Below are 23214 nucleotides of genomic sequence, written 5' to 3' on the forward strand. Positions count from 1 at the left end.
ATCCCCGCTGTTTTTAACACCGCGGGACGTAGGGCTGCCAAGAGCAGCGTCGCGTGCGTTGACGCGGCGGCGGCCGATGGCTGTAAGACGCCGCGGCCGCCGCCGCCAGCGCGCGGCTGTTTCAGACACGACTCCCCCTCACCGGGGGTTTCAGTGCTTCAAAACCATGGAAATCGAAATCGCAACAATCGGCGGATACGAAGAAGTCGGTCGGCAGATGACTGCCGTCCGAGCCGGTGACGACATTGTCATTTTCGACATGGGCCTCAACCTCTCGCAGGTCCTGATTCACGACAACGTCGAGACCGAGAAGATGCACAGCCTCGACCTCATCGACATGGGCGCAATCCCGGACGACCGCGTCATGTCCGACCTCGAGGGTGACGTGCAGGCAATCGTGCCGACGCACGGTCATCTCGACCACATCGGCGCAATCAGCAAGCTCGCCCACCGCTACGACGCACCCATCGTCGCGTCGCCGTTCACGCTCGAACTCGTGAAAGGCCAAATTGAGGGCGAACAGAAATTCGGCGTCGACAACGAGCTCGTGGAGATGGAGTCCGGCGAGACGATGCAGATCGGCGAGGAGTGCGAACTCGAATTCGTCCACGTCACACACTCCATCATCGACGCCATCAACCCCGTCCTCCACACGCCGGAGGGCTCGGTCGTCTACGGCCTCGACAAGCGCATCGACCACGACCCGGTGCTGGAAGACCCCATCGACATGGACCGCTTCCGCGAAATCGGGCGCGAGGGCGAGGGCGTCCTCTGTTACATCGAGGACTGTACGAACGCCGGCCGAAAGGGCCGCACGCCCTCCGAGAGCGTGGCGCGACGCCACCTCAAGGACGCGATTCAGAGCATGGAGGACTACGACGGCGGCATCGTCGCCACGACGTTCTCCAGCCACGTCTCCCGGGTGTCTTCGCTCGTCGAGTTCGCGAAGGACATCGGCCGCGAGCCGATTCTGCTCGGCCGCTCGATGGAGCAGTACTCCGGCACCGCCGAGCGCATGGGCCGCGTGAACTTCCCGGACGACCTCGGGATGTTCGGCCACCGCAAGAGCGTCGACCGCGCGTTCAAGCGCGTGATGAACGAGGGCAAGGAGAACTTCCTGCCCATCGTCACGGGCCACCAGGGCGAACCCCGCGCGATGCTCACCCGCATGGGCCGCGGCGAGACGCCGTACGACATCGAGAACGGTGACAAGGTCATCTTCTCGGCGCGCGTCATCCCGGAGCCGACCAACGAGGGGCAGCGCTACCAGTCCGAACAGCTCCTCCGCATGCAGGGCGCACGCATCTACGACGACATCCACGTTTCCGGCCACCTCCGCGAGGAAGGCCACTACGAGATGATGCAGGCGCTCCAGCCCCAGCACATCATCCCCGCCCACCAGAACATGAAGGGCTTCGCACCGTACGTCAGCCTCGCAGAGAGTCAGGGGTACAAGGTCGGTCGCGACCTCCACGTGACCTCGAACGGCAACACCATCCAACTCGTCGAGTAGATGTCCAAGAACGCCCGCGAACAAGCGGTGCTCGGCGCGGTCCGCGAGCGCCGCGAGAAGGTCAACGCCGCCATCGACGAGGACCTCCCGGCGCAGCGCCCCGAACGCCTCTACGAGGCGGCGCGCTACATCCTGGAAGCCGGCGGCAAGCGCCTGCGGCCCGCGGTCCTACTGTTGACCGCTGAGGCGCTGGCGGACGTCGAACCCGGCAGCACGGACTACCGGGAGTTCCCCGACCTGACGGGCAGCGAGGTGGACGTGATGTCGGCGGCGGTGTCCATCGAGGTCATCCAGTCGTTCACGCTCATCCACGACGACATCATGGACGACGACGACCTCCGGCGCGGCGTGCCGGCGGTCCACCGCGAGTACGACACCGAGACCGCGATCCTCGCGGGCGACACGCTCTACTCGAAGGCGTTCGAGATCATGCTGCAGACGGGCGCGCCGCCCGAGCGCGGCATGGGTGCGATGCAGACGCTCGCGGAGACCTGCACGCACATCTGTGAAGGGCAGGCCCTTGACGTCGACTTCGAGACGCGAACCGACGTCCTCCCCGACGAGTACATGGAGATGGTGGAACTCAAGACTGCGGTGCTGTACGCCGCGGCGGCGTCGATTCCCGCGGTTCTGCTCGGTGCCGACGACGACACCGTGGAGGCGCTGTACGACTACGGCGTCAAGGCCGGCCAAGCGTTCCAGATTCACGACGACGTCCTGGACCTCACGGTCCCGTCCGAGCAGCTCGGCAAACAGCGCGGTTCGGACCTCGTCGAGGGCAAGAAGACCGTCGTGACGCTGCACGCGGCCGACCACGGCGTCGACGTCGGCGACCTCCTGGACGCAGACGACCCCGAGAACGTCACGGACGCCGACATCGAGGACGCCGTCGAACAGCTCCGCGAGGTCGGCAGCATCGAGTACGCCCGCGAGTGCGCGGACGAACTCGTCGCCGAAGCCAAAGCCCACCTCGACGTCCTCCCGGACAACGAGGCACACCACCGCCTCGAACAGGTCGCGGACTACCTCGTCGAACGGGGCTACTAAACTCGGACCTTTTTACTCCTCGGGTGTGCGAGCGCAGCGAGCACACCACTCGTCGCAAAAATCTACGCTAAAAACTCCCTGCGCTCACTTCGTTCGCGCAGTGAACCGCGCGGCTTCGCCGCGCGGATGCTCTTCGCGCCACACAGCTGCCGCTACGGACCGTCTTCGTCCGTCTGGTCGAGATACGCGCGGATGCGGTCGTCGTCGAGGTGTTCGAGGATTCGGTCGTGGGCTTCCTGCCGGCGGCGTTCGATTTCTTCGTCGTCGACGTACCTCCCGAGGCGGTCGTCTACTTCCGACTCGCGGAGTTCGATTAGTTCGTCGTCCGCGAGGTCGTGGTCCTCCGGGACGTGTTCGTCGAAGTACTCGCGCCAGCGGTCCGGGTCGGCCCACTCCTCGTCGCGAGCGCGCTCCTGTCGGAGCCAGTCGACGCGCTCGGCCAGTCCCTCGGGGTACCCCTGTTCGCGGCGCGCGTCCCCGACGACGTGGCGGCCGACGAGCGCGCCGAAGCCCGCTGCCGCGATGGCCTGCGTCGACCACTCCTCGACTGGCGAGGCGACGTAGAGGCCGTCTATCGGTGTGCGGCCGTCGTCGTCGGCGTAGGTTCGGTCGAAGTACTCCTGTTCCTCACCACCGTGCTCGTGGGTTTCGTACATCTCGCCGTCCGCGTCGAGCGGCCGGAGGTAGTCGGCGTCGTAGCGAGTGGCAGCGACGACGCGAGTCGCTCGCACGGGTTCGCCGGACTGCGGCTCGACGATGAAGCCGCCGTCGTTGGCGTGCTCGACCGATTCGACGAAGTCCTCGACGACTTCGCAGCCGACTTCTCGGGCGTGGTCGTGGGCGAGCGCGTAGAATGTCTCGACGTCGATACCCGCAGGGAAGCCGAGGTAGTTCTCCAGGTGCGCGCACTGCTGGAGCGACGAACGTCCGCGGTCGAAGACGACCGTGTCGAGGCCCTCGCGAGCGGTGAAGACGCCAGTCGAGCAGCCCGCCGGCCCACCGCCGACGACGGCGACGTCCCACTCCGGGTCTACGTTGGTCACGCGTCGCCTCCGCTGGCTCGTCGTTCGACAGCCTCGCGTGTCGGCCGCTCGGTTCGGTCGCGCTGAAACACGTGTTTTAGGCTGGCCTAATCGAACATAAACGCATCGGGAGCGCGCAACAACTGTTATGCGGTGGGCGACACCACTCCCAGACATGAGCACCGACGATTCGAGCGATACAGACGACGAAACCGCGGACGATGCGGGCGAAGCAGTAAACGGAGCCCCAAGTGAGGCGGCGGGCGACACGAAGGGCGAGACGCCAGGTATCGACGAGGCCTACTGTCGGAACTGCGGGGAAATCATCGACGCGAAGGCCGAAATCTGCCCGGAGTGTGGCGTGCGCCAGCGCTCCCCGGACAGCGGCGTCGGAAACGACTCGGGTATCGCGGCGGTCGCATCGCTCATCATCCCGGGTGCGGGCCAGATTTATCTCGGGCACCTCGGTCGCGGCCTCGGTTTCATCGTCGCGTCGTTCGTCGCGGGGCTGTTCTCGGTGTTCCTCGTCGGCATCCCGTTCCTGCTGGCCATCTGGGTGTACGCCATCTACGACGCCTATCACCTCGCCGAAGACCCCGAGCGCGGCGCGTAGTTGGCGCGAATCCCAACGGATTTGCCGGCCTCGGGCGAACGACTACGTAATGGACGACGAGCTCACCGAGCGCGTGCGCCGCGAAGCCGAGACGGCGGCGCTGTACAACGCGCTCAAGCACGACAGCGACGCCCAGGTCGGCGCCATCATGGGGCCGCTGATGGGCGAGAACCCCGAGTTCCGGGAGCACGGCGACGAGATTCCGGGCATCATCGCGCCCGTCATCGACGAAGTGAACGCGATGGACGCCGAACAGCAGCGCGAACGCCTCGCGGAACTGGCGCCCGAGCGCGTCGAGGAACTCGAAGCCGAGGACGAAGGCGAAGAAGACGTGCTGCCGGACCTCCCAAACGCCGACGACTACGACGAGGTTCGGATGCGGTGCGCGCCGAACCCGAACGGCCCGTGGCACATCGGCCACGCCCGCATGCCCGCGGTCATCGGGACGTACGCCGAGGAGTACGACGGCGAGTTCATCGTGCGCTTCGACGACACCGACCCCGAGACCAAGCGCCCGCTGCTGTGGGCGTACGACGAGATTCTCGAGGAAATCGACTACCTGGGCTTCGAGCCTGCGGAGGTGTACCGTGCCAGCGACCGCCTGGAGACGTACTACGAGCACGCCCGCGACCTCATCGATTTGGGCGGCGCGTACACGTGTAGTTGTCCCGCCGGCGAGTTCTCCGAACTGAAGAACAACGGGGAGGCGTGCCCGCACCGCGAGAAAGACGTCGAAACCGTCCACGAGGAGTTCGAGGCGATGGTCGACGGCGAGTACGACTCCGGCGAGATGGTGCTCCGCGTGAAGACCGACATCGAGCACAAGAACCCCGCGCTCCGGGACTGGGTGGCGTTCCGCATCATCGACACCCCGCATCCGCGCGAGGAGGCCGAGCAGTACCGCTGCTGGCCGATGCTCGACTTCCAGTCCGGCGTCGACGACCACCTCACCGGGGTCACGCATATCATCCGCGGCATCGACCTGCAGGACTCCGCAAAGCGCCAGCAGTTCGTCTACGACTACTTCGACTGGGACTACCCCGAGGTCATCCACTGGGGCCACGTGCAGGTCGACGCCTACGACGTGAAGATGTCCACGTCGACCATCCGCGAACTCATCGACGCGGGCGAACTCGACGGCTGGGACGACCCGCGCGCACCGACGCTTCCGAGCGTCCAGCGCCGCGGCATCCGCGGGGAAGCCATCGTGGACGCGATGGTCGAGTTGGGGACCTCGACGAGCAACGTCGACCTCTCGATGTCCGCCATCTACTCGAACAACCGCGACCTCGTCGACGACGAGGCCCCCCGCCAGTTCCTCGTCCGCGACGACTTCGAGGCGCGCGCCGAAGACGTCGACGAGGAGTACGCCGCCATCCAGGTGCCCGTCGACGGCGGCCCGGACAGCGCGAACCCGCCCGTCCATCCCGAGCACGAGGACCGCGGCGAGCGCGACATCCCCGTCGAAGACGGCGTGCTACTCGAGGAGGACGACCTGCCGGCGGTCGGCGAGCGCGTCTGGCTGAAGGGGTACGGCCCCGTGCGCTACGACGGCGAGCGCTTCGAGTTCCTCGACGCGGACATCGACATCGTCCGCGAGGAGCACGTCGACGTCGTCCACTGGGTACCCGCCGACGACAACGTCCGCGTCCGCCTGCGGACGATGGACGGCGACGTCACGGGCTACGCCGAACCCGGATTCGCGGACGTCGACCCGGACGAAGTCGTGCAGTTCGTTCGCGTCGGGTTCGCGCGCTGCGACCGCCACGACGCCGACGAATCGGTCGCGTACTACGCACACCCCTAGACGAACTGGAGCCACGCGACGACCGCGAACACGGTCGTCGTCAGCACGACCTGCATTCCTGCGGACGCGAGCACGCCGACAGTCGCGTAGCCAGCGCGCCGCGCGCTGCCGGGGAGGTCGTTACTCGCGCGAAATTCGATAACGAAGACGGTAGCGGCGACGCCGAGCAGAAGGCCGAGCGGACCACCCGGAAGCATGAGGACGAAGCCGACGACCCCCGCTATCGCCGCAGTCCGCGTGCTGGTACCGCCGGCGCGGGCACCGACGAAGCCGGCGAGCCAGTCGACGAGCGTGGCGACGACTGCGAGACCGACGAGCACGGCGAGCAAGAAGAATCCGGGCTCACCGGTCGTCCACCAGTAGACGAGCACGCCGGCCAGCGAGAGCAGACCACTCGGCAGCAGCGGGAGGACGCTCCCCACGACGCCAGCGGCGAGGAGCACGAACGCGACGGCGACGAGCGGGTCCATGGCTGAAATACGCTCGCGGGTCGTTAGTCTTCGTCGGTGAAGCGCGCCAGTTCTTCGCGCGCAGCCGTCGTTCCGTATTCGTCGACGAGTGGGCGGAGCGCGTCGCCGAGCGCGCGCATCGCCTGACTCGTGGAGTGGAAGCCGAGTCCGTCAGCAACCTCGTCCCACGGGCGTGCCTGCAGGAGTTTCGCGACGAGCAGGCGCTTCTCGCGGGCCGCGAGCATGTTGGCGTCGCCAGCGACGAGGTGGTGGCGGGCGAGCCGGCGGAACGGCGCGGGGTCGACGCTGTACATGCCGGGGCCGTGGGCGGCACCGGCGACGACGCGCCACGACGAGTCCGCGAGGTCCAGCGACTGGTCGGCGTCGCAGGCGCGGAGCGCGGCGCGCGCGACGTTCGGGTCGAGGTCGCGCAGCGAGTCCGCGAGCACGTCCGGGATGCGGTCGGCGAACCAGCCGGCGTGGCGGTCGTGGAGGCGCTCACCGAGGTGCGAGAGCGGGTCGAGCATCACCGCGGAGTACTCGCCGCTGGTGTCGTTGCGCGTGGTCGAGAGGTGGACCGTCGAGTAGCCGTTCGCGCGCCAGAACGACAGCAACTCGGGCGTGGCGCCGTAGCCGACGCCGAGCCAGTCGGCGTCGGCCTCGTACTCCGCGCGCAGTTCGCCGAGCAGCCGCGAGCCCAGTCCGCGGGAGCGGGCGGCGTGGTGGGTGGCGATGCGCATCACGCGATAGCCCACGGGAATCGCGGCGTCCTCGTCGCGGAGCTGGCTGGTGAGCACGTCCGGAAGCATGTTGCCCTTCACACGCTCGCCCTCGTACATGGCCGCGCGGAGGTCCGCGTCGAGTCCGCCCTCGCGTGCGAGCAGCGCGACGGAGACGACGTGGCCGTCGTGGACGAGCGCGCGCACCGCGAGGTTCGGGGCGTCGAGCAGGCGCGCGAGGTCGTTCGGTTCGGTGCGATAGTGGGCGTATACGAGCAGGCCGAACACCTCCCGGAGCAGGTTCTCGTCGGCGAGGAGGTCGTCCGGAGTGAGCGCCTCGTACGTAACGCTCTCCGTAGTCGCGTCCTCGACGAGTGGGTCGACGGCGGGCCGAGCGTCGAGGAGGAGCGCGCGGAACGCCCAGACCTCGACCGGGTCGCCGGCCGCGTACCGAATCGGCTCCGCGAGCGTCACGTCGGTGGCCTCGTGGTCGGTGTCGGCGAGCCGGTCGCGGAAGCGCACGTCGAAGCCGCGGCCCGCGCCCTCGTAGCCATGCACGGTCGTGGTGAAGGCGAGGCGCTCGCACTCCAGCAGCGACTCGAGCAAGCGCACCGGAATTGCGGCGGCTTCGTCGGCGAAGACGGCGTCCGGGTCGTCCGGGAGGTCAGCGGCGTCCGGTGGTTTCGCGAATCGGATGCGACCGCCCGCGTCCGTCTCGATTGGCTCGTCGGCGGCGAGCGCGTCGAGGTCGCCGAGCAGTTCGCGTGCTCGCGCGAACAGTTCGCTAGCGCTACGGCGGCCCGGCGCGGTGACGAGCACGTCGAGGCCGTCTTTGGCGAGACACGCGGCCGCGAGGCCGGCTGCGCTGGACTTCCCGCGGCCGCGGTCGGCTTCTGCGACGACGGCGGCCGGCGGATCGCGCAGTCCCTCGAACGCCGCGAGCGCGTCCATCTGATCGTCCGTGAGACACGCCGCGTACGCCTCGTGGGGGAACGCGCGGTCGGCGGGCGGCTCGGGTTCGGATTCAGCGATGCGTGGTGCGGGGTTTGTCAGGCCGTCACGTTCGAGTGTGTCGGCGTCGACATCGTAGATAGCGATGCCGGGGTGGGTTCGGAGCGTCTCGACGAGCCGGCGGCGAAAGCGACCGGCGACGTCCTCGACGTCGAACGGCGGCACCGCTAACCCCTCGTCGAATGCGTCGTGGCCCGACGGCCACTCGTCCAGCACGGGCGCGAGCACGAGCAGGAGTCCGCCGCCGTCGACGGCACCGACGACGCGCCCGAGCGCGTTCGGCCGGCACTCACCGTGTGCGTCGAAGACGACGGCGTCCCGGGTCGTGCCGAGGAGTTCGTCCGCGTTCCGCGGGCCGACTTGCTCGCAGGCGAGCGCGTCGCGCGTGGAGACGAGCGTCGTCCCCGTAAGCGGAATTGGGAGTGCGCCGAGGATGCGGTCGGCTGCCGACAGGCACGCCTCGCGGTCGCCCGTAAGGACGAGCACTCGCCGTTCGTTCACGGACTGGGCCTCTTCGTGGAGCGTCCGTGCGGCCTCGACGACCATCGGTCGTGTTTCGGCGAGCCGCGGGAAGGGCGTTTCGTCCCACGCGACCCGGCGACGGCCCTGCGGCGGCTTCGCACGGCGATACACTTTGAAAGCGCTTTTAACTGAGGGGGCCCCAGATGTAGGATACAGTCCACGGGGGTCGATGATGCTCCTAGCCGTCAGGGATTCCGCACCGGCAGGGGAGCGCAAGCCCGTCCGTGGAACTAGGTGAACAATACATGCCAGTGTACGTAGACTACGACGTTCCAGCAGACCTCCAGGAACGAGCCCTCGAAGCGCTCGAAGTGGCTCGTGACACGGGTACAGTCAAGAAGGGTACCAACGAGACGACCAAAGCCGTCGAACGCGGCAACGCAGACCTCGTGTTCGTCGCCGAGGACGTCTCCCCCGAAGAAATCGTGATGCACCTCCCCGAGCTCGCCGAAGAGAAGGGCATTCAGGTCGTGTTCGTCGAGACGCAGGACGAACTCGGCAACGCAGCCGGGCTCGAAGTCGGAAGCGCCGCCGCGGCCGTCGTGGACGCCGGCGACGCCGAAGACGACGTCGAGGACATCGCTACGAAAGTCGAGGACCTCCAGTAACCACCCATGAGTGCAGAGGAAACTGAAGAAGAGGGCTCCACGCCCGCCGAAGTCATCGAGGTCGTCGGGAAGACCGGGATGCACGGCGAGGCGATGCAGGTGAAGTGCCGCATTCAAGAGGGCTCCAACCAGGGACGCATCATCACGCGAAACGTCCTCGGTCCCGTCCGCGTGGGCGACGTCCTCCAGCTCAAGGAGACGGCCCGCGAGGCGGACTCCATCGGTGGTCGGTAATGGTCCAGACACGCACCTGTGACTACTGTGGTGACGACATCGAACCCGGTACGGGGACGATGTTCGTCCACAACGACGGCAGCACAACTCACTTCTGCTCCGCGAAGTGCGAGAAGAACGCGGACCTCGGTCGCGAACCGCGCGACGTCGAGTGGACCGAGGAAGAGGCAGAGGTCGAAGAATGAGCCACCACGACGAGCGAACCTTCGTGATGGTCAAGCCCGACGGCGTCCAGCGCGGTCTCATCGGCGACGTCGTCTCGCGGCTCGAAGACAAGGGCCTGAAGATGGTGGGCGGGAAGTTCATGCAGATTAGCGAGGAACTCGCCCACGAACACTACGGCGAGCACGAAGGCAAGCCGTTCTTCGAGGGCCTCGTGGAGTTCATCACCTCGGGCCCCGTGTTCGCGATGGTCTGGGAGGGCGCGGACGCCACCCGCCAGGTCCGTCGCATGATGGGTGCCACGGACCCACAGGAAGCGGCCCCGGGCACCATCCGCGGCGACTACGGTAACGACCTCGGGCAGAACATCATCCACGGCAGCGACCACGAAGACCCCGGCGCGAACGAGCGCGAAATCGCGCTGTTCTTCGACGAGGACGAACTCGTCGACTACGAACTCGACGCAGCGACGTGGGTCTACGAGGACGCCGGCGACCACTAACTCCGGCTGTCTCTACTGCCGTCTTTTCCGCGACGCATCGCTCGTAGCCGCGGTGCTCGCTACTCTGTTTCCCCTTTCGTCACGCCGAGTTGCTGGAGAGCGATCCCGATGACGACCGCGAGCACGCCGAGCACGAGGCTCTCGACGCGGACGTTCACGAGCAGAGCGAGCGTGCTGAGTGCGCCGATGGCTGGCAGCCACGGCACGAGCGGCACGCGGAAGCGGCGTTCGACGTCCGGGCGTTTGCGCCGCGAATAGACGACGGCGACGTTGACCCCGACCAGTCCGGCGAGCAGCATGAAGTCCGCGAAGTGCGCGAGCGCTTCGACGCCGAGCGCACCGACCAGCGGGACGCTGGCTGGCAGCGGCGACGCGTCGGCGAACAGGACGCCGAACGCGAGGAAGAAGGCGGCCCCGAACGCGCCCGTGAGCAGGACCGCGCGGTAGGGCGTGCCGAAGCGGTGGTGGCGGTCGGCGAGGTCACTCGGTAGTTGGTCGCGGCGCGCCATCGCCTGTTCGACCCGTGAGCCCGCCATGACGGTGGCGTTCGTCGCGGAGACCATCGAGAACAGCGCGCCAGCGACGACGACGTAGAAGCCGATTCGGCCGAGGAAGTACCACGCGGCCTGTCCCATCACGAGGTCGCCGTTTGCGGCGAGGAACGCGCGCACGTTCGCCGCGGCCGCCAGGTCCGTGTTCGCGACAAGGAACTCCACGAAGGCGGCGTCGTTGACCGCGAGCACGACCGACAGCACGACGAGCACGTACAGCGCGACGACGATACCGATGCTGAGGAAGATGGCGCGCGGGACGGTCCGCTCGGGGTCCCTAATTTCGCCGGCGTTGGTGGCGATTGCCTCGAAGCCGAAGAACGTGATGAACACGAGCGCGGCCGTCGACAGCGTCTCGCCGAACGCGGTGGCGTGGTCGGCGAACGACGCCACCACCACGTCGGTCTGCCACGCCTGCAGCCCGCCGTAGAGGAACACCACGATGAGTGCGACCTTGAGAACCGTGACGACGATTTGGAAGACGCCGGTCTCCTTCGTTCCGAGGACGTTCAGCGCGACGATGCCGACGAACACCGCGAGTCCGAGCGTCCAGCCGGGCAGCCACGCGGGGACGCCGAAGATGCCGTAGAGGAATCGCTCGGTCCACCGGGAGAAACTCACCATGTAGAACGCGGCGCTGGCGGGGTAGCCGAGGCTCATCGCCCAGCCGACGAGGTACGTCCACTCGCCTTCGAGGGCGTGGTAGACGTACGTGTACGCGCCGCCATTCTCGGGGTAGACGGTGGCGAACTCGGCGTACGCCAGCGCGGTGATGGAGCCGACGAGCGCCGCGAGCACGAATGCGACGACCGCGACCGCGCCGACGTTCGCGACGGCCAGCCCGGAGAGCACGAACACGCCGGCGGCGATCATCGTGCCGACGCCGATGGCGGTTGCGGCGAGCAGTCCGAGTTCGCCGGTCTGGTCGGCGTTGTCCGCGCTCATTCGATGCGCTGCGCGACGAGTGGCGGTCGACGTGACGACGCGTGCGTGTCCGTCATCGAATCACTCCCGGAAGAGCGCGCGCAGTTCGTCGACGGTGCCGGTGTCGGCGGCGACGAGGTAGCGGTCGCCGGGCTGGAATTCGAGGTCGGGGCTTGCGAGGCGGCCGTGGGTGGAGGAGCCGACTACTCGGCAGTCCTCTGGGAGTCCGACCTCGTCGAGCGTGTGGCCGGCGACGGTAGCGTCCTCGGCGACCCCGAGTTCGAGGACAGAGAAGCCGCCGTCAGCCCCCGAGAAGGTCCGTATGCCGCCGCCGACGAGCAGGTCGACGACGCGGTTCGCGGTCGGCTGCTGGGGGAGCACCGCGGCGTCGACGTACTCCGTGTACTCCGTTTGGGCTTCGTCGTCGATGCGTGCGAGGGTGAAGAGGTCCGCGGCGAGGCGCTGGGCGACCAGACAGACCGCGAGGTTCGTCCCGGGGTCGCTGGTCACCGCGGCGACCGCGTGCGCCTCCTCGAGGTCGGCCTGTTCGAGCACAGATGGCTGCGTCGCGTCGCCGTTGACGACAGTCGCGACGTTCTCGTCGGTGACCGCCGCCGCGCGGGCTTCGTCTCCTTCGACGAGGATGACAGTGTGCCCGCGCTCGTGGAGGTCTGCAGCGGTCTGCACACCGACGCGACCGCCACCGACGACGACGATGCGGCGGCTACTCGACATTCACTCGCTGGTTCGGCGCAAGCGGGCATCAAAGTTGTCGCCGACACCCGGTGGGTTCTCCCGTCGGGAGCCCCACGGGAGTGCATGGACTGTGTCGTCTGTAACAGAACTGGCACGGCGTACCGGCTCGTAGACGAGCGCGCTGCGGCGCTGGGCGTCTGCGAGCAGTGCGTCGCCGAACACCTCGCGAGCGCGGCCGACGACGCGTGCGTCTACTGCGCGACCGCGGGCGGCTACGACCTCGTGGAGGACACGAGCGCGGTCGTGGCGTCCGAGTCACAGGCCGAGCGAGTCGTCGTCACTTCGGGCGTCGTCTGTCACGACCACGTCGGCGACCTCCGCCGCGAGAACGCGTGAGGTGCGGTGGCGTCAGTCGTCGGCGGGTGCGGCCGGGACGTCGATAGCGCCATCGTCGAGGTCGGCTTCGACGTTGCGCGCGGCCTCGACGAGGTTCGCCATCTTCTCGTAGGCGACCTCCCGAGGGAGCAGTTTCACGCCGCAGTCCGGGCTGACCGTGAGCCGCTCCGGCGGGACGACCTCCAGGCCCTTCCGGATGTTCGCCTCGATTTCTTCGACCGATTCGACCTCGGCGACGTGGGCGTCGACGACGCCGAGCGCGAGGTCCTTCGAGAAGTCAGGGTCCGTGAACACGTCCAGTTGTTCGTAGTCGCCGTTCGCGAGTTCGAGGTCGAACTCGTCGACGGGGAACTCCAGTATCTCGGGGTAGATGCGGGAGTAGTCGCCGTAGCAGACGTGCAGGCCGATGCGGACGTCGTCGGGGATGCCCGCGGCGATGCGCTCGAGGCACTCGCCGACGATGGCGTGGTCGTCGGGCGTCGTCGCGAGCGCAGGCTCGTCGATTTGGATGTAGCGCGCGCCGGCGTCGACGAGCTTCTCGATTTCCTCGTTGACGAGGTCCGCGAGGTCGTAGGCGAGTTCGTCGTCGCCGTCGTAGGCCTCGTTGAAGCTCCAGGACGCAAGCGTGTACGGCCCCGTAATCGGGACCTTCACCGGACTGTCCGCGACGCTAGCGGTGAATTCGTACTCGTCGACGAGCCACGACTCGTCGTAGGCGACGTCGCTGACGACGCTGGGCTTGTCGAAGTAGTTGTGCCCCCAGACTTTGACCGGGCCGTTGAACTCGTAGCCCTCGATGCGGTCGGCGAAGAACTCCACCATCTCGTTGCGCCGCATCTCGCCGTCCACGACCACGTCGAGGCCGGCGCGCTCGTGTTCTTCGGTGATGAGCCGGGCCGCGTCGTCTTCGGCTTCGTCGAGTTCCTCGTCGCCGAAGTCGGCCTCGGGGTCCTCGTAGAGGTCGTTCGCGCGGTCGAGCCACTTCGGCTTCGGGTATGAGCCGACGACGGTCGTCAGCAGGAAGTGGTCGTTGTCGTGGCCGTCGGGGCGGAACTGCTCGCGGTTCGAGCTCATGCTTTCACCTCGTGGGTGGCGTCGGCGAGCGCCTGCAGTTTCTGTTCGAAGCGGTTCACGGGCAGGTAGAACAGCCCCGTGTTCGCCGTCACGTACGCGTCGTCGAACTCGATGGCGTCCGGCACGGAGTCGCGGAACCAGTCCACGCGGTCGCGAATCGTCTCGGGGGACTCCACGAGCGTGTTCTGTCCGTCGACGACGCCCAGCGCGACCGAGTCCTTGGTACCGTACTCGGTGACGTTGTAGAGGTTGTCCTCGTGGCTCGTGACGAAGTCGTAGCCGATGGCGTCGACGCCGGCGTCGAGGAGGTGGGCGTGGACCTTCTCCTCGAGGGCGCCCCAGTAGGTGTGCGCGACGACGTCAGCGTCAACGGCGTCGGCGACGGTGTCGATGGCCTCGCTGGCGCGCTCGTCCTCGCCCTCCTCGGGCGGGTTCGTCACCAGCGACGGTTCGAGGACGAAGACGGTCTCGACGTTCGGGAATGCCTCGACTTCGCCCGCGAGGAAGTCAGCGACGGCGGCGAGGAACTGCTCGTCGTCGCCGTAGTACTCGTCGGTCGCGAGCTCCGACAGGGAGTACGGGCCGGGGACGACGGCCTGCAGGTTGTCAGTGAGCTCGCTCGCGGCTTCGAGGTCCGCGGCGAGATCGCCGGAGAACGTGAGTTCGCCCTCCACGATGGGGTCGCGGTAGAAGTTGTTGTTGTCGTAGTAGCGGACGATGCCGCCCGTCTCGACGTTCTCGTGGACAGTCAGGGGGTGGGCGAGCATGTCGTCCCAGCGGCCCTGCCCCTCGACCACGCGGTCGAGGCCAGCGTCGCGCTGGAGGCCGACGAGTTCTTCGCGGACCTCGTCGTAGGCGGCTTCGATTTCGGGGCCCTCGTCGCCGCTGACGAGGTCGTGCTTCTGGTGGCCCTTCAGGTCCGACAACGTCTCTTTGGCGTCGTCGGGGAGGGGGAATAGGCCGGGTGTCGTCGCGATTCGATTCATGCCCGACGCTACGGAATGCCTTTGTTTAATATTTGCTGTCGAAAGATATGTCCCTCAGTTATCCCAGAGTTTGAGGACGGTCAGCGTCTCGAAGGAGTGGGACTCCTCGCGGACCGCCGCTGCCGAGAACCCGCGGTCGCCAGCGTACTCCACGACCTCCTCGACGCCCGTCAGCGTGCTCACGAGCAACAGCACGAAGCCGTCCGGGGCGAGCACGCGACCCACGTCGTCGAGGAACGGCTCCACGACCTCCCGGCCCGTCTCCCCGCCCGAGAGCGCGACCTCCATCCAGTCGTCGCGCGCGGCGTCCTCGTCCCGCGGCAGGTACGGCGGATTGAACAACACCACGTCGAAGACATCGTCGCGGAACGGCGAGACGAGGTCCGCTCGAACCACCGGCACGCCGCGGTCGTGGGCCTGCGCACACGCGTACGGATTCAAATCCGAACCGACCACACTCGCGCCGACCTCGTCCGCGACCGTCGCCGCCACGTACCCCGACCCAGTACCGACTTCCAGCACGCGCGCCCGCGAGTCGACCTCCTCCACGGCCGCCTTCGCGAGCAGCAGCGAGTCCTCTGCGGGCTGGTACACCGTCGTCTCGGTGCCGCGGCGGCTGGCGAGGTCGTCACCCATCCGTCTCGTCACCCTCGTCGGCGTCCTCGGCTTCGTCGAGTTCCTCGTCGGCTGCGACGTTCTCGTCCTGCCGGACTGGCGACCCGGGCTGGTCCGCTTCCTCGGGCTCGGCCGCTTCCACGGTCGGCTGCTCCTGCACCCGGAACCCGCCGGTCTCGGCGCGCCCGGAGACCTCCCGCTGCGGGAACGGAATCTTCACGCCCGCCTCGTCGAACGCTGACTTCACCGCGGAGATGACGGCGGTCTGTGCGCGCCACATCCGCCGCGCGCTCGGCTTGTCTATCCAGAAGCGGAGGTCGAGGACGACTGCCGAGTCTCCGAACTCCTTCAACACGACCTGCGGCCGCGGCACCGTGAGGATGTCGTCGACGTCGTTCATCGCCTCCTTCGCGAGGTCCATCGCCTCGTCGACGTCCGCAGTGTAGTCGATGCCGACCTCCACGTGGATGCGCAGCCGGCCCTTCCGCGACCGGTTCACGACCTCGTCGGACCCCACGAGGTCGTTGGGCAACATCACGTACTCGCCGTCGAACGTCTGCAGCCGCGTGTTCACGATAGTGATGTCGGTGACGATGCCGTCCTTGTCGCCGATTTTCACCCAGTCTCCGATTTCGAACGGCCGCGAGAACATCAACACGAGCCCCGCGATGACCGCGCCCAGCGTCTGCCGGGCGGCCATCCCGAGCACGATGCCGGCGAACCCCGCCCCGATGAGCAGGCCACCGAGCTTGATGCCCCAGAGGTTGAGGACGACGACCAGCGCGATGACGTACACCGAAATCTGGATGATGCGGTACGTGATTTCGGCCTGGTGCTCGCTGACGCCTTCCGTGCGCTTGACGAACCGGCTGACTGCGCGGTGAATGACGCCCGTGCCGGCGTACACGCCGACGAGGAACATCACCGTGAGGAACGCACGGACGAGCATCGTCGCCTGCACTTGGAAGCTCGCGATAGCAGCCCACGCAATCGCCTCCGCGTCCCACGCGACCACCACGACGACGGTCGCCGCGATGACCACGGCGAGCGCGCCGACGGCAGCGACGACCGTCGACGATCGGGACTCCCGGCGTGTGGACTCACGCCGCGAGAACAGGATGGCGGCGACGAGCACGGCCATCGAGACGACGGTCACCACCACACGCTGGGCGGTCGAGAGGTCGTTTATCGCGATATCCACGAAGTCCGGCGCAGTCACGACGGGCCGCCCTCCTGGATGCCGAGCGCAACGTTCGCCAGCGCCGCGAACGTCTCCGGCGCGAGGTCGCCGGGGCGCTTCGAGAGCACGTCTTCCTCGACGGCGTCCACGACCGCGTCCGGGTCGTCCAGCCCCGAGATGTGACCGGTGTTCCGGATGGCGTTGCGCACGGTCTTGCGGCGCTGCGTGAACAGCGCCTTCACGAAGTCGAAGAAGAACTGCTCGTCGGCGACCTCGTAGTCGGGCTCGCGGGGCGTCAACCGCACCACCGCGCTCTCGACGCGCGGTTGTGGCTCGAACGCTTCCGGGGGAACGGTCTCGACAACTTCGACATGCGCGTAGTGCTGGGTGGCGACCGACAGCCGGCCGTAGTCGCTCGTGCCGGGTTCGGCGGCCATCCGCTCGGCGAACTCCAGTTGGTACATCAGGACCGCAGGCTCGTGCTCGGGCAGCAGCCGGAACGTGACCTCGCTGGAGACGCCGTAGGGAAGATTCGAGACGCAGCAGGTGTAGTCGGGGAACGCCACATCGAGGGCGTCGCCCTGCACGACGGTGAGGCGGTCGGCCGCGATTTCCTCGCTGAACTCCTCGCGGAGGAACTGCGCGTACCCGCGGTCACGCTCAACGGTCGTGACGTGGTCGGCGTGCTCTAGCAGCCTGTCGGTGAGCGCGCCTGTCCCGGCACCGATTTCGAGAACGTGCGACCGGTCGAACTCCTCCGCGTACGTCGGAATCCGGTCGAGGACGCGGTCGTCGACGAGGAAGTGCTGGTCGCGCTCGGGGTCGGGCCGGCCGGCGCGCCGAATCAGCGCGTCCGGGTCCCGCGAATCACTCATTACCCGGAGTATCCCCCGCCGTTCCCTAAAGGCTACCTTCTGTGCGTCCGCGTTAGGCCTGCACGAAGTTCTGGTACTTCAGGTCGTCCTCGCGCATCTCGTCGAGGATGCGCTCGACGATAATCTCCTCGGGGTTGTGGAGGCCGTCGACGCGCTCCTCGATGTCCTCGAAGCTCTCGAAGGGGCCGTTGCGCTTGCGCTCGTCGAGGATGTTGTCCCGGAGCTTGTCGCCGATTCCCGGCAGGAGGTTCAACTGGTGGAGGCGCAGGGAGATGGGCTGGGCGTCGTTGTAGAAGTCCACGAACCGCTGTTCGTTGGCTTCGACGACGTCCTCGACGACGTAGTCGAGTTCGGAGCGCGCGCCGTCCGAGAGGTCGTCGTAGTCGACGACGTGCCCGCGCTCGATGCCCTCCTCGAAGTCGGGACGGATGCGTACGCGGTCCAGAATCGAGATGTCCGCGTCCGCTTCGAGACTCAGCTCGTAGAGGACGAACCGGTCAGTAGAGACGGCGTACGCGAGCGGGCCGTCGCCGTAGCCGCGGCCGCCGTTCGAACGGCCGTGCGCGAGGAAGTCGAGGACGACAGCGTACTCTTCGTCCTCGGTCGAAGACGAATCACTCATACAAACTGCTACGCCCAGCCGACACTTAAACGGTCGGCCACTCGACTCGAGTTAGGCGTACTTCGCGACGACGTCGAGAATGTCGTCGAGTTCGTCGCCGGAGAGCGCGTAGCGTTCCTGGGCGAACACCGCACGCAGTTCCGTACGGGTTCGCGGGAGCAGGTCGGCAATCTTGTACGCGACGGACTCGTCGCTGACGTGTTCGAGGGCGAGCAGGTCCTCGACGAGTTCGCGGGACTCCTCCGGTTCGAGGATTGCGAACCGGTTGACGTGCTCGACCGCGCGAGCCAGCTCGAAGCGGAGTTCGCGGTCCTCCTCGGCGGCGCGCTCGGCTTCCACGTCGGTCAGCAGCTCCTTCGCCTCGGAGACGGTGAGGAACTCCTCGTCGAGCGTTTCCTTGAAGATGGTCATGCTAGTCCTGCTGTGCGCGGAGGTGGGCTGCCGCCGCGATGACGACCTTGTCCTTGCCGTTGTCGTTGATTTCGACCTTGAACGCGTCGCCCTGCTTCCCGATGACCTCGCCGGTGAGACCGTCGAATCGAGCGTGGAAGCGACCGTTCGCCGTGCTTGGGTCGGTCTTCAGGTGGACTTTCTGTCCTTCGTCGTACTCGGCGATGGCGCGCTGGGGCGGGGACGTGCCGCGGTCGCGGGGGTCGTTCGAGAGCTTCTCACGAGTGCTGTTGAGGGGTCCGTTGGAGCTCGGCATAGTCGTACGCCGGATTACACCCGTCGCGGTTATAAAACGCACGTTACGTGGCGGCCGAACGAAGTGAGGCCACGTAAACGCGAGCCGCGTGCTCAACTGACGGAAGAGCACGTTATAGCGAGCGGCGAAGGGAGTGAGCCGCGTGGGCGTCACCGCAAAACTGCGAAGCGACGCACACAGCACGAAACCACGGGCGGGGCCGCTGCCGACGCACTCAAGTCGGCCTGCGCGTTAGTCGCAGGTGATGCGAGTACGGGATTGGGAGGACATCGTCTCGGACGTCGTGGAGTCGAACGCCGACCCCGAGGGGTGGCGCGCGCTCGCCGGCGACCGCGAGTCCGGCGTCGGCGAGGACTTCTACCTCGGCCATCCATCGCGAGGTGTCTACCACTTGAAGACGTACGCGAAGAACCCCTTCGAGGTGCGCGGGGTGGGGACGCGGGTCGCGCGGAAAGTCGACGATGGGCTGGCGGACTACCTCCCGGACGGGGACAGCGGCCGGTTCGCCGTCCAGCAGCCCGTCGAGGACGAGGACGAAGCCGAGGACCGCGCGAGCAAACTGGAGCAAGTGGTGCAGGCGCACGCGGACGCGCCGACGACCCCTGGGGACTTTTTCGACGACGTGATGGACGCCTTGGAGAGTCCGGCGTTCGGCCCGATGGAGTACGATCCGTACGGCCGGCCGGATGCGATGGACGACCTCAAGGAGGAGTTCGCGGACGCCGAGGAACTACTCGATTCGGAACTCGACGACCTCGTCGAGGAGGACGACGTCGGCCGCGGCTTCCACTAGTTCTCGAACAGCGGCGCGAGTTCGTCCTCGTAGCACGGCTGACAGACGTAGTAGTCGACGACGCCCGCGTCGGTCTTGGTGTGAATCGTCGCGTGGATGGCGTGCCCGAGTGGCACGTCCTCCTCACAGATGCCACAGGTGGCTGGCATGCCGTCTCCCTCAGCTAATAAATTAGGCTGACAACACTTATAGCCGGGGGAGCGGAGGAAGGAGTTAGTCGTCGCTGGAGCGCGAGACGACTTTTGTGTCGGGTTTCCGGTCTTTGACGTCGTCGACGATCGTGCCGACGTCGACGCGCTTCTCGCCGACGATTGCGCCCGCGAGCGCACCGACGCCCGCCGCTGTACTCGCTGCGTTCCGGCTGACGATACCGCCGAGCGCACCGCCGACAGCGGCACCGATGGCTGCGTACTTCGCACGACTGAACACTCGCTTGAGTCGGCTCATAGGGGACAGTTAGCGACGAAGACTGATAAGTCTACTCGGCAGTCTCGTCCGGCGCCTCGGGGACGCGGGCGAGCCACGCGCGGGGCGCGTCGAGTTCCGCGTCCGTCGGGAGGTACTCTGGACTGTCCCAGACGCGGCTCGCACCGGCGAGCCCGCGCTCGGCGGCGACCGCTTCGAAGAACTCGCGGCCGCGCTCGTACTGCTCGCGCTTCAACTGGAGGCCGAGCGCGCGCTTGACGAGCTTCGTCAGCGGGCTACCGCCACGGCGGCGCGCGTCGAGTTTTGCACGGAGGTCGGCGTACTCGCCGTCGAACGCCTCGTCCATCAGCAGTTCCGCGTACCCCTCGACGGCGGTCATCGCGACGTGCAGTTCCTCGAAGGCCTCGCGTTCGACCTCGCCCTCGGCGAGTGCGGCGACGCCGGCTTCGAGGCGGTCTTCGAGGTGGTCGGCGAGCCAGGGCGCGGCGCCGAACTCCGCGGCGTGGGTGACCTCGTGGAACGCAATCCAGCGCCGGAACCGCGGGAACGCGACGTCGAGACTGTCAGCAGCCTTGACGACGTTCGGGTGGACGAAGTAGAGCGCGTGGTCGGACGTATCAGCCAACAGGAGCGGGTCGTACTGTCCGAGGACGTGCCGGGAGACGAACGCGAGCGCGCCCGCAGTGGTTGCCGTGTTCAGCGAGCGCGCGACGCCGGGGAGGTAGCTGGCGCGCTGGTTCAGCGGCTCGAACGCGCGCCGGAACGTCTCGACGTTGGCGTCGACCCAGTGGTGGCGGTTCTGAATCTCGACGGTCTCGGGGACGTCGAAGTCGAGCCCGGAGACCTCGCGGAGCTGCTGGCGGGCGTCCCGGACGTCGGCGGCGTACGCTTCGGCCTCGGCCTCGGAGAGGTCGAGGTCGCCGGGGTCAGTGGCGGCCTTCGCGGCCTCGGCGACGGCGTCCCAGTCGATAGCGCCGGTCCCGCTAGCGCCCGCGACGGCGCGCGCGCTCTCGAAAAGCGTCATAGGGGAAGTCGGCGACGAACGGCCAAAGCCCTTCTGCTGCTCGCGGTCTACGCTTCGAGTTCGACGTCTTCGTCGCCACTGCTGCGGCGCTTCCAGCCGACGAGCGCCGCGAGCACGACCAGTACGGCGAGCGCGACGAGCGCACCCAGCCCAGCAGCGCTACTCGACTCCGCCTCCTCGTCTTTCCAGCCGACGCTCTCGACGTCCTCGTCGGCGGCCTCGTCGCTCTCCTCGACTTCACCGGCTTCGAGAGCCTTCTCGCCAGCGCCCGTGACCATCGACGGGGAGAAGTCGAACTCCGACTCGTGGAAGTGTAACTCGATGAGTCCCATACTCGTCAGTTCGCCGAGAGGCCATAAATCCGTTGTGGGGTCGCACGCGTCGCTCCCGGAGGATTCTTGCCCGCGGCTTCGACAGCACACGTATGGACGAGACCCGAGACGCCTTCCTGCGCCGCCTGCTCGACGCGCCCAGCCCCTCTGGCTTCGAGACGGCGGGGCAGCGCGTGTGGGTCGACTACGTCGAGGAGTTCGCCGACGACGTACGCACGGACGCGTACGGGAACGCGGTCGCCGTCTACGACGGTGGAGATACGGAGGTCGCGTTCGCGGGCCACGCCGACGAACTCGGCTTCGTCGTGACTGCCATCACCGACGATGGCTTCCTGCGCGTGCGGCCGCTGGGCGGCGTCGACCGCTCGGTGACGGAGGGCTCGCAGGTCGCGATTCACACTGACGAGGGCACCGTCAACGGCGTCGTCGGACAGACCGCGGTTCACCTCCGGGAGGCCGGCGAGGACGAGCCCGTGGACGTCACTGAGCAGCACGTCGACGTCGGTGCCGAGGACGGCGAACACGCCCGCGAACTCGTGGAGGTCGGCGACCCCGCGACACTCGCGGCGGGCGTCCACGACCTCGCTGGGACGCGCATCGCGGGCCGCGGCCTCGACAACCGCACGGGGTCGTGGGTCGCCGCGGAAGCACTCCGGCGCGCCGCCGAGCAGGGCGCTGACTGCACGGTGTACGCGGTCAACACGGTCCAGGAGGAACTCGGGACGCGGGGCGCGAGCATGGTGGCGTTCGACCTCGACCCGGACGTCGCGCTCGTCGTGGACGTCACGCACGCCGCAGACAACCCGTCGTACCCGAGTGATCACGCCAGCGAGGTCGAACTGGGCAGCGGGCCGACCGTCACTCGTGGCGGGTCGAGTCACCCCGAAGTGGCGCGCGCAGTTCGAGAAGCGGGCGACGCGGAAGACATCGACGTGCAGGTCGAGGCGATGTCCACGACGACGGGGACGGACGCGGACACGTTCTTCCGGGCGCGCAGCGGCATTCCCACCGTCGCCGTCGGCATCCCGAACCGGTACATGCACACGCCCGCCGAAGTCGTGGACACCGAGGACGTCGAGGACGCCGCGGACCTGCTGGCGGCGTTCGCGGTCCGTGAGGCCGACCGGAAGTCGTTCGCAGTGGACGTCTGAGGACGCCAGCGGTGCCAGCGGGCGTCGAACCGGGTCGCGGCCGCGGTCCGGTACGCTTATAGACGCGACACGCGCCCGTTGGTGTATGAGCGGCCGACCACTCGACGTACTCGAGGAGTCACTAGAGGAGACCGTCACGGTCCGACTCAAGGACGGCGAAGAGTTCACCGGCGTCCTCACGGGCTACGACCAGCACATGAACATCGTGCTGGAGGGCGAAGACACAACGATTATCCGTGGCGACAACGTCGTTACCATCAAACCATGACGGGAGCTGGGACCCCGAGCCAAGGGAAGAAGAACACGACGACGCACACGAAGTGCCGCCGGTGCGGCGAGAAGTCCTACCACACGAAGAAGAAGGTCTGTTCGAGTTGTGGCTTCGGCAAGTCCGCGAAGCGCCGTGGCTACAACTGGCAGGGCAAGACCGGCGACAACTAACGACACCGTTTCTCCTGCGTTTCTCGCGACTCCGTAGCAACGCAGCTGTTCTCCGTTCTGAACATTCGTGACCCAGAGCCTGCGCTCTCGTAGCGGCTAAACAGTCTGGCTCGCCCCTTGGTCCACGATAGCACGCTAACCCACAGTTAGCACGTTCGTGTATACAACGGATGTGTGTCGCGCCGAGTTCGACACGGTTGCGGAAGTTTTACC

Annotated in this window: 30 protein-coding genes; 13 read left to right on the plus strand and 17 right to left on the minus strand. The window is 67.3% G+C overall.

The window, feature by feature from the left end:
• The first annotated feature begins 166 nt into the window (after nt 1–166).
• Together LPA46_RS12515 and idsA3 are read left to right on the plus strand one after the other, a co-directional pair.
• Nucleotides 167–1513, plus strand: a complete 1347-nt coding sequence (locus LPA46_RS12515; RefSeq protein WP_230889026.1) for a ribonuclease J — start codon at nt 167–169, stop codon at nt 1511–1513.
• Nucleotides 1514–2560: a geranylfarnesyl diphosphate synthase gene (gene idsA3 / locus LPA46_RS12520; RefSeq protein ID WP_230892769.1), complete on the plus strand. Its 1047-nt coding sequence runs from the start codon at nt 1514–1516 to the stop codon at nt 2558–2560. It begins immediately after the preceding gene.
• A gap of 152 nt (nt 2561–2712) precedes the next feature.
• On the opposite strand, the gene LPA46_RS12525 is transcribed toward idsA3, so the two are convergent.
• Nucleotides 2713–3603, minus strand: coding sequence for an NAD(P)/FAD-dependent oxidoreductase (locus LPA46_RS12525; RefSeq protein ID WP_230892770.1), 891 nt, complete (start codon nt 3601–3603; stop codon nt 2713–2715).
• A 154-nt stretch (nt 3604–3757) separates the two neighbouring features.
• Here LPA46_RS12525 and LPA46_RS12530 point away from each other — a divergent pair, with 154 nt between their 5' ends.
• Nucleotides 3758–4195 carry a hypothetical protein gene (locus tag LPA46_RS12530; RefSeq protein WP_230892771.1) on the plus strand — a complete coding sequence of 146 codons (438 nt, stop codon included), beginning with the start codon at nt 3758–3760 and terminating at the stop codon, nt 4193–4195.
• A gap of 49 nt (nt 4196–4244) precedes the next feature.
• Complete coding sequence (locus LPA46_RS12535; protein WP_230892772.1) at nt 4245–6002, plus strand: glutamate--tRNA ligase; 1758 nt, start codon at nt 4245–4247, stop codon at nt 6000–6002.
• Here LPA46_RS12535 and LPA46_RS12540 read toward each other — a convergent pair.
• Together LPA46_RS12540 and tmcA are read right to left on the minus strand one after the other, a co-directional pair.
• Nucleotides 5999–6472 carry a DUF456 domain-containing protein gene (locus LPA46_RS12540; RefSeq protein WP_230892773.1) on the minus strand — a complete coding sequence of 158 codons (474 nt, stop codon included), beginning with the start codon at nt 6470–6472 and terminating at the stop codon, nt 5999–6001. The genes LPA46_RS12535 and LPA46_RS12540 overlap by 4 nt on opposite strands.
• A gap of 23 nt (nt 6473–6495) precedes the next feature.
• Nucleotides 6496–8727, minus strand: coding sequence for a tRNA(Met) cytidine acetyltransferase TmcA (tmcA, locus tag LPA46_RS12545; RefSeq protein ID WP_230892774.1), 2232 nt, complete (start codon nt 8725–8727; stop codon nt 6496–6498).
• A 221-nt stretch (nt 8728–8948) separates the two neighbouring features.
• Here tmcA and rpl7ae point away from each other — a divergent pair, with 221 nt between their 5' ends.
• The 4 genes from rpl7ae to ndk are packed head-to-tail and all read left to right on the plus strand — an operon-like array spanning nt 8949 to nt 10209.
• Nucleotides 8949–9311, plus strand: a complete 363-nt coding sequence (gene rpl7ae / locus LPA46_RS12550) for a 50S ribosomal protein L7Ae (RefSeq protein WP_230889033.1) — start codon at nt 8949–8951, stop codon at nt 9309–9311.
• 6 nt (nt 9312–9317) lie between these two features.
• Nucleotides 9318–9545 (plus strand): 30S ribosomal protein S28e, encoded by a 228-nt coding sequence (locus LPA46_RS12555; RefSeq protein WP_230889034.1) that lies wholly within the window; start codon nt 9318–9320, stop codon nt 9543–9545.
• The gene (locus LPA46_RS12560) at nt 9545–9730 is read left to right on the plus strand and encodes a 50S ribosomal protein L24e (RefSeq protein WP_059057195.1); all 186 of its coding nucleotides are present in this window, start codon (nt 9545–9547) and stop codon (nt 9728–9730) included. Before LPA46_RS12555 ends, LPA46_RS12560 begins: the two co-directional genes overlap by 1 nt.
• Complete coding sequence (gene ndk, locus LPA46_RS12565; RefSeq protein WP_230889035.1) at nt 9727–10209, plus strand: nucleoside-diphosphate kinase; 483 nt, start codon at nt 9727–9729, stop codon at nt 10207–10209. Before LPA46_RS12560 ends, ndk begins: the two co-directional genes overlap by 4 nt.
• A gap of 59 nt (nt 10210–10268) precedes the next feature.
• Here ndk and LPA46_RS12570 read toward each other — a convergent pair whose 3' ends face one another.
• A complete protein-coding gene (locus tag LPA46_RS12570; RefSeq protein WP_230892775.1) occupies nt 10269–11705 on the minus strand; it encodes an APC family permease in 1437 nt (478 codons plus the stop codon).
• A gap of 60 nt (nt 11706–11765) precedes the next feature.
• Nucleotides 11766–12419, minus strand: a complete 654-nt coding sequence (locus tag LPA46_RS12575) for a potassium channel family protein (protein ID WP_230892776.1) — start codon at nt 12417–12419, stop codon at nt 11766–11768.
• 84 nt (nt 12420–12503) lie between these two features.
• Here LPA46_RS12575 and LPA46_RS12580 point away from each other — a divergent pair, with 84 nt between their 5' ends.
• Nucleotides 12504–12776 carry a hypothetical protein gene (locus LPA46_RS12580; protein WP_230892777.1) on the plus strand — a complete coding sequence of 91 codons (273 nt, stop codon included), beginning with the start codon at nt 12504–12506 and terminating at the stop codon, nt 12774–12776.
• A 12-nt stretch (nt 12777–12788) separates the two neighbouring features.
• Here the strand turns inward: LPA46_RS12580 and LPA46_RS12585 are convergent, their stop codons facing one another.
• Genes LPA46_RS12585 through LPA46_RS12620 form a run of 8 tightly spaced genes read right to left on the minus strand, consistent with a single transcriptional unit; the run spans nt 12789 to nt 18834 of the window.
• Entirely contained in the window at nt 12789–13850 is a 1062-nt protein-coding gene (locus LPA46_RS12585) for a methionine synthase (RefSeq protein WP_230889039.1), read from the minus strand.
• Nucleotides 13847–14836, minus strand: a complete 990-nt coding sequence (locus LPA46_RS12590; protein WP_230892778.1) for a 5-methyltetrahydropteroyltriglutamate--homocysteine methyltransferase — start codon at nt 14834–14836, stop codon at nt 13847–13849. The genes LPA46_RS12585 and LPA46_RS12590 overlap by 4 nt, the downstream gene beginning before the upstream one ends.
• 54 nt (nt 14837–14890) lie before the next feature.
• Nucleotides 14891–15472, minus strand: a complete 582-nt coding sequence (locus LPA46_RS12595; protein WP_230892779.1) for a HemK2/MTQ2 family protein methyltransferase — start codon at nt 15470–15472, stop codon at nt 14891–14893.
• Nucleotides 15465–16670, minus strand: coding sequence for a mechanosensitive ion channel family protein (locus LPA46_RS12600; RefSeq protein ID WP_230892780.1), 1206 nt, complete (start codon nt 16668–16670; stop codon nt 15465–15467). The genes LPA46_RS12595 and LPA46_RS12600 overlap by 8 nt, the downstream gene beginning before the upstream one ends.
• Nucleotides 16667–17506, minus strand: coding sequence for a 16S ribosomal RNA methyltransferase A (locus LPA46_RS12605; RefSeq protein WP_230892781.1), 840 nt, complete (start codon nt 17504–17506; stop codon nt 16667–16669). Before LPA46_RS12605 ends, LPA46_RS12600 begins: the two co-directional genes overlap by 4 nt.
• A gap of 52 nt (nt 17507–17558) precedes the next feature.
• Nucleotides 17559–18128, minus strand: coding sequence for a DUF655 domain-containing protein (locus tag LPA46_RS12610; protein WP_230889044.1), 570 nt, complete (start codon nt 18126–18128; stop codon nt 17559–17561).
• Nucleotides 18129–18179: 51 nt separating this feature from the next.
• Entirely contained in the window at nt 18180–18539 is a 360-nt protein-coding gene (locus LPA46_RS12615) for an RNA polymerase Rpb4 family protein (RefSeq protein ID WP_230889045.1), read from the minus strand.
• A 1-nt stretch (nt 18540) separates the two neighbouring features.
• On the minus strand, nt 18541–18834 hold the full coding sequence (locus LPA46_RS12620; RefSeq protein WP_230889046.1) for a 50S ribosomal protein L21e: 294 nt from the start codon (nt 18832–18834) through the stop codon (nt 18541–18543).
• A gap of 244 nt (nt 18835–19078) precedes the next feature.
• Here LPA46_RS12620 and LPA46_RS12625 point away from each other — a divergent pair, with 244 nt between their 5' ends.
• Nucleotides 19079–19627, plus strand: coding sequence for a hypothetical protein (locus tag LPA46_RS12625; RefSeq protein ID WP_230892782.1), 549 nt, complete (start codon nt 19079–19081; stop codon nt 19625–19627).
• Here LPA46_RS12625 and LPA46_RS12630 read toward each other — a convergent pair.
• The 4 genes from LPA46_RS12630 to LPA46_RS12645 form a co-directional block, all read right to left on the minus strand.
• Nucleotides 19624–19776, minus strand: a complete 153-nt coding sequence (locus LPA46_RS12630) for a hypothetical protein (protein WP_230889048.1) — start codon at nt 19774–19776, stop codon at nt 19624–19626. The genes LPA46_RS12625 and LPA46_RS12630 overlap by 4 nt on opposite strands.
• Before the next feature lie 64 nt (nt 19777–19840).
• Nucleotides 19841–20074, minus strand: coding sequence for a glycine zipper 2TM domain-containing protein (locus LPA46_RS12635; protein ID WP_230892783.1), 234 nt, complete (start codon nt 20072–20074; stop codon nt 19841–19843).
• Between the two features lie 31 nt (nt 20075–20105).
• A complete protein-coding gene (locus LPA46_RS12640; protein ID WP_230892784.1) occupies nt 20106–21077 on the minus strand; it encodes a zinc-dependent metalloprotease in 972 nt (323 codons plus the stop codon).
• Between the two features lie 47 nt (nt 21078–21124).
• On the minus strand, nt 21125–21409 hold the full coding sequence (locus LPA46_RS12645; RefSeq protein WP_230892785.1) for a hypothetical protein: 285 nt from the start codon (nt 21407–21409) through the stop codon (nt 21125–21127).
• A 92-nt stretch (nt 21410–21501) separates the two neighbouring features.
• On the opposite strand from LPA46_RS12645, the gene LPA46_RS12650 reads away from it, so the two are divergent.
• The 3 genes from LPA46_RS12650 to LPA46_RS12660 all read left to right on the plus strand — a co-directional run bounded on the left by LPA46_RS12650 (nt 21502) and on the right by LPA46_RS12660 (nt 23001).
• On the plus strand, nt 21502–22560 hold the full coding sequence (locus LPA46_RS12650) for a M20/M25/M40 family metallo-hydrolase (protein WP_230892786.1): 1059 nt from the start codon (nt 21502–21504) through the stop codon (nt 22558–22560).
• A gap of 85 nt (nt 22561–22645) precedes the next feature.
• Entirely contained in the window at nt 22646–22828 is a 183-nt protein-coding gene (locus LPA46_RS12655) for an LSM domain-containing protein (protein WP_058983693.1), read from the plus strand.
• Nucleotides 22825–23001, plus strand: a complete 177-nt coding sequence (locus tag LPA46_RS12660; RefSeq protein WP_058983694.1) for a 50S ribosomal protein L37e — start codon at nt 22825–22827, stop codon at nt 22999–23001. Before LPA46_RS12655 ends, LPA46_RS12660 begins: the two co-directional genes overlap by 4 nt.
• Nucleotides 23002–23214: the final 213 nt, after the last annotated feature.

The organism is Halobacterium sp. KA-6 (assembly GCF_021029015.1).
GTDB lineage: Archaea > Halobacteriota > Halobacteria > Halobacteriales > Halobacteriaceae > Halobacterium.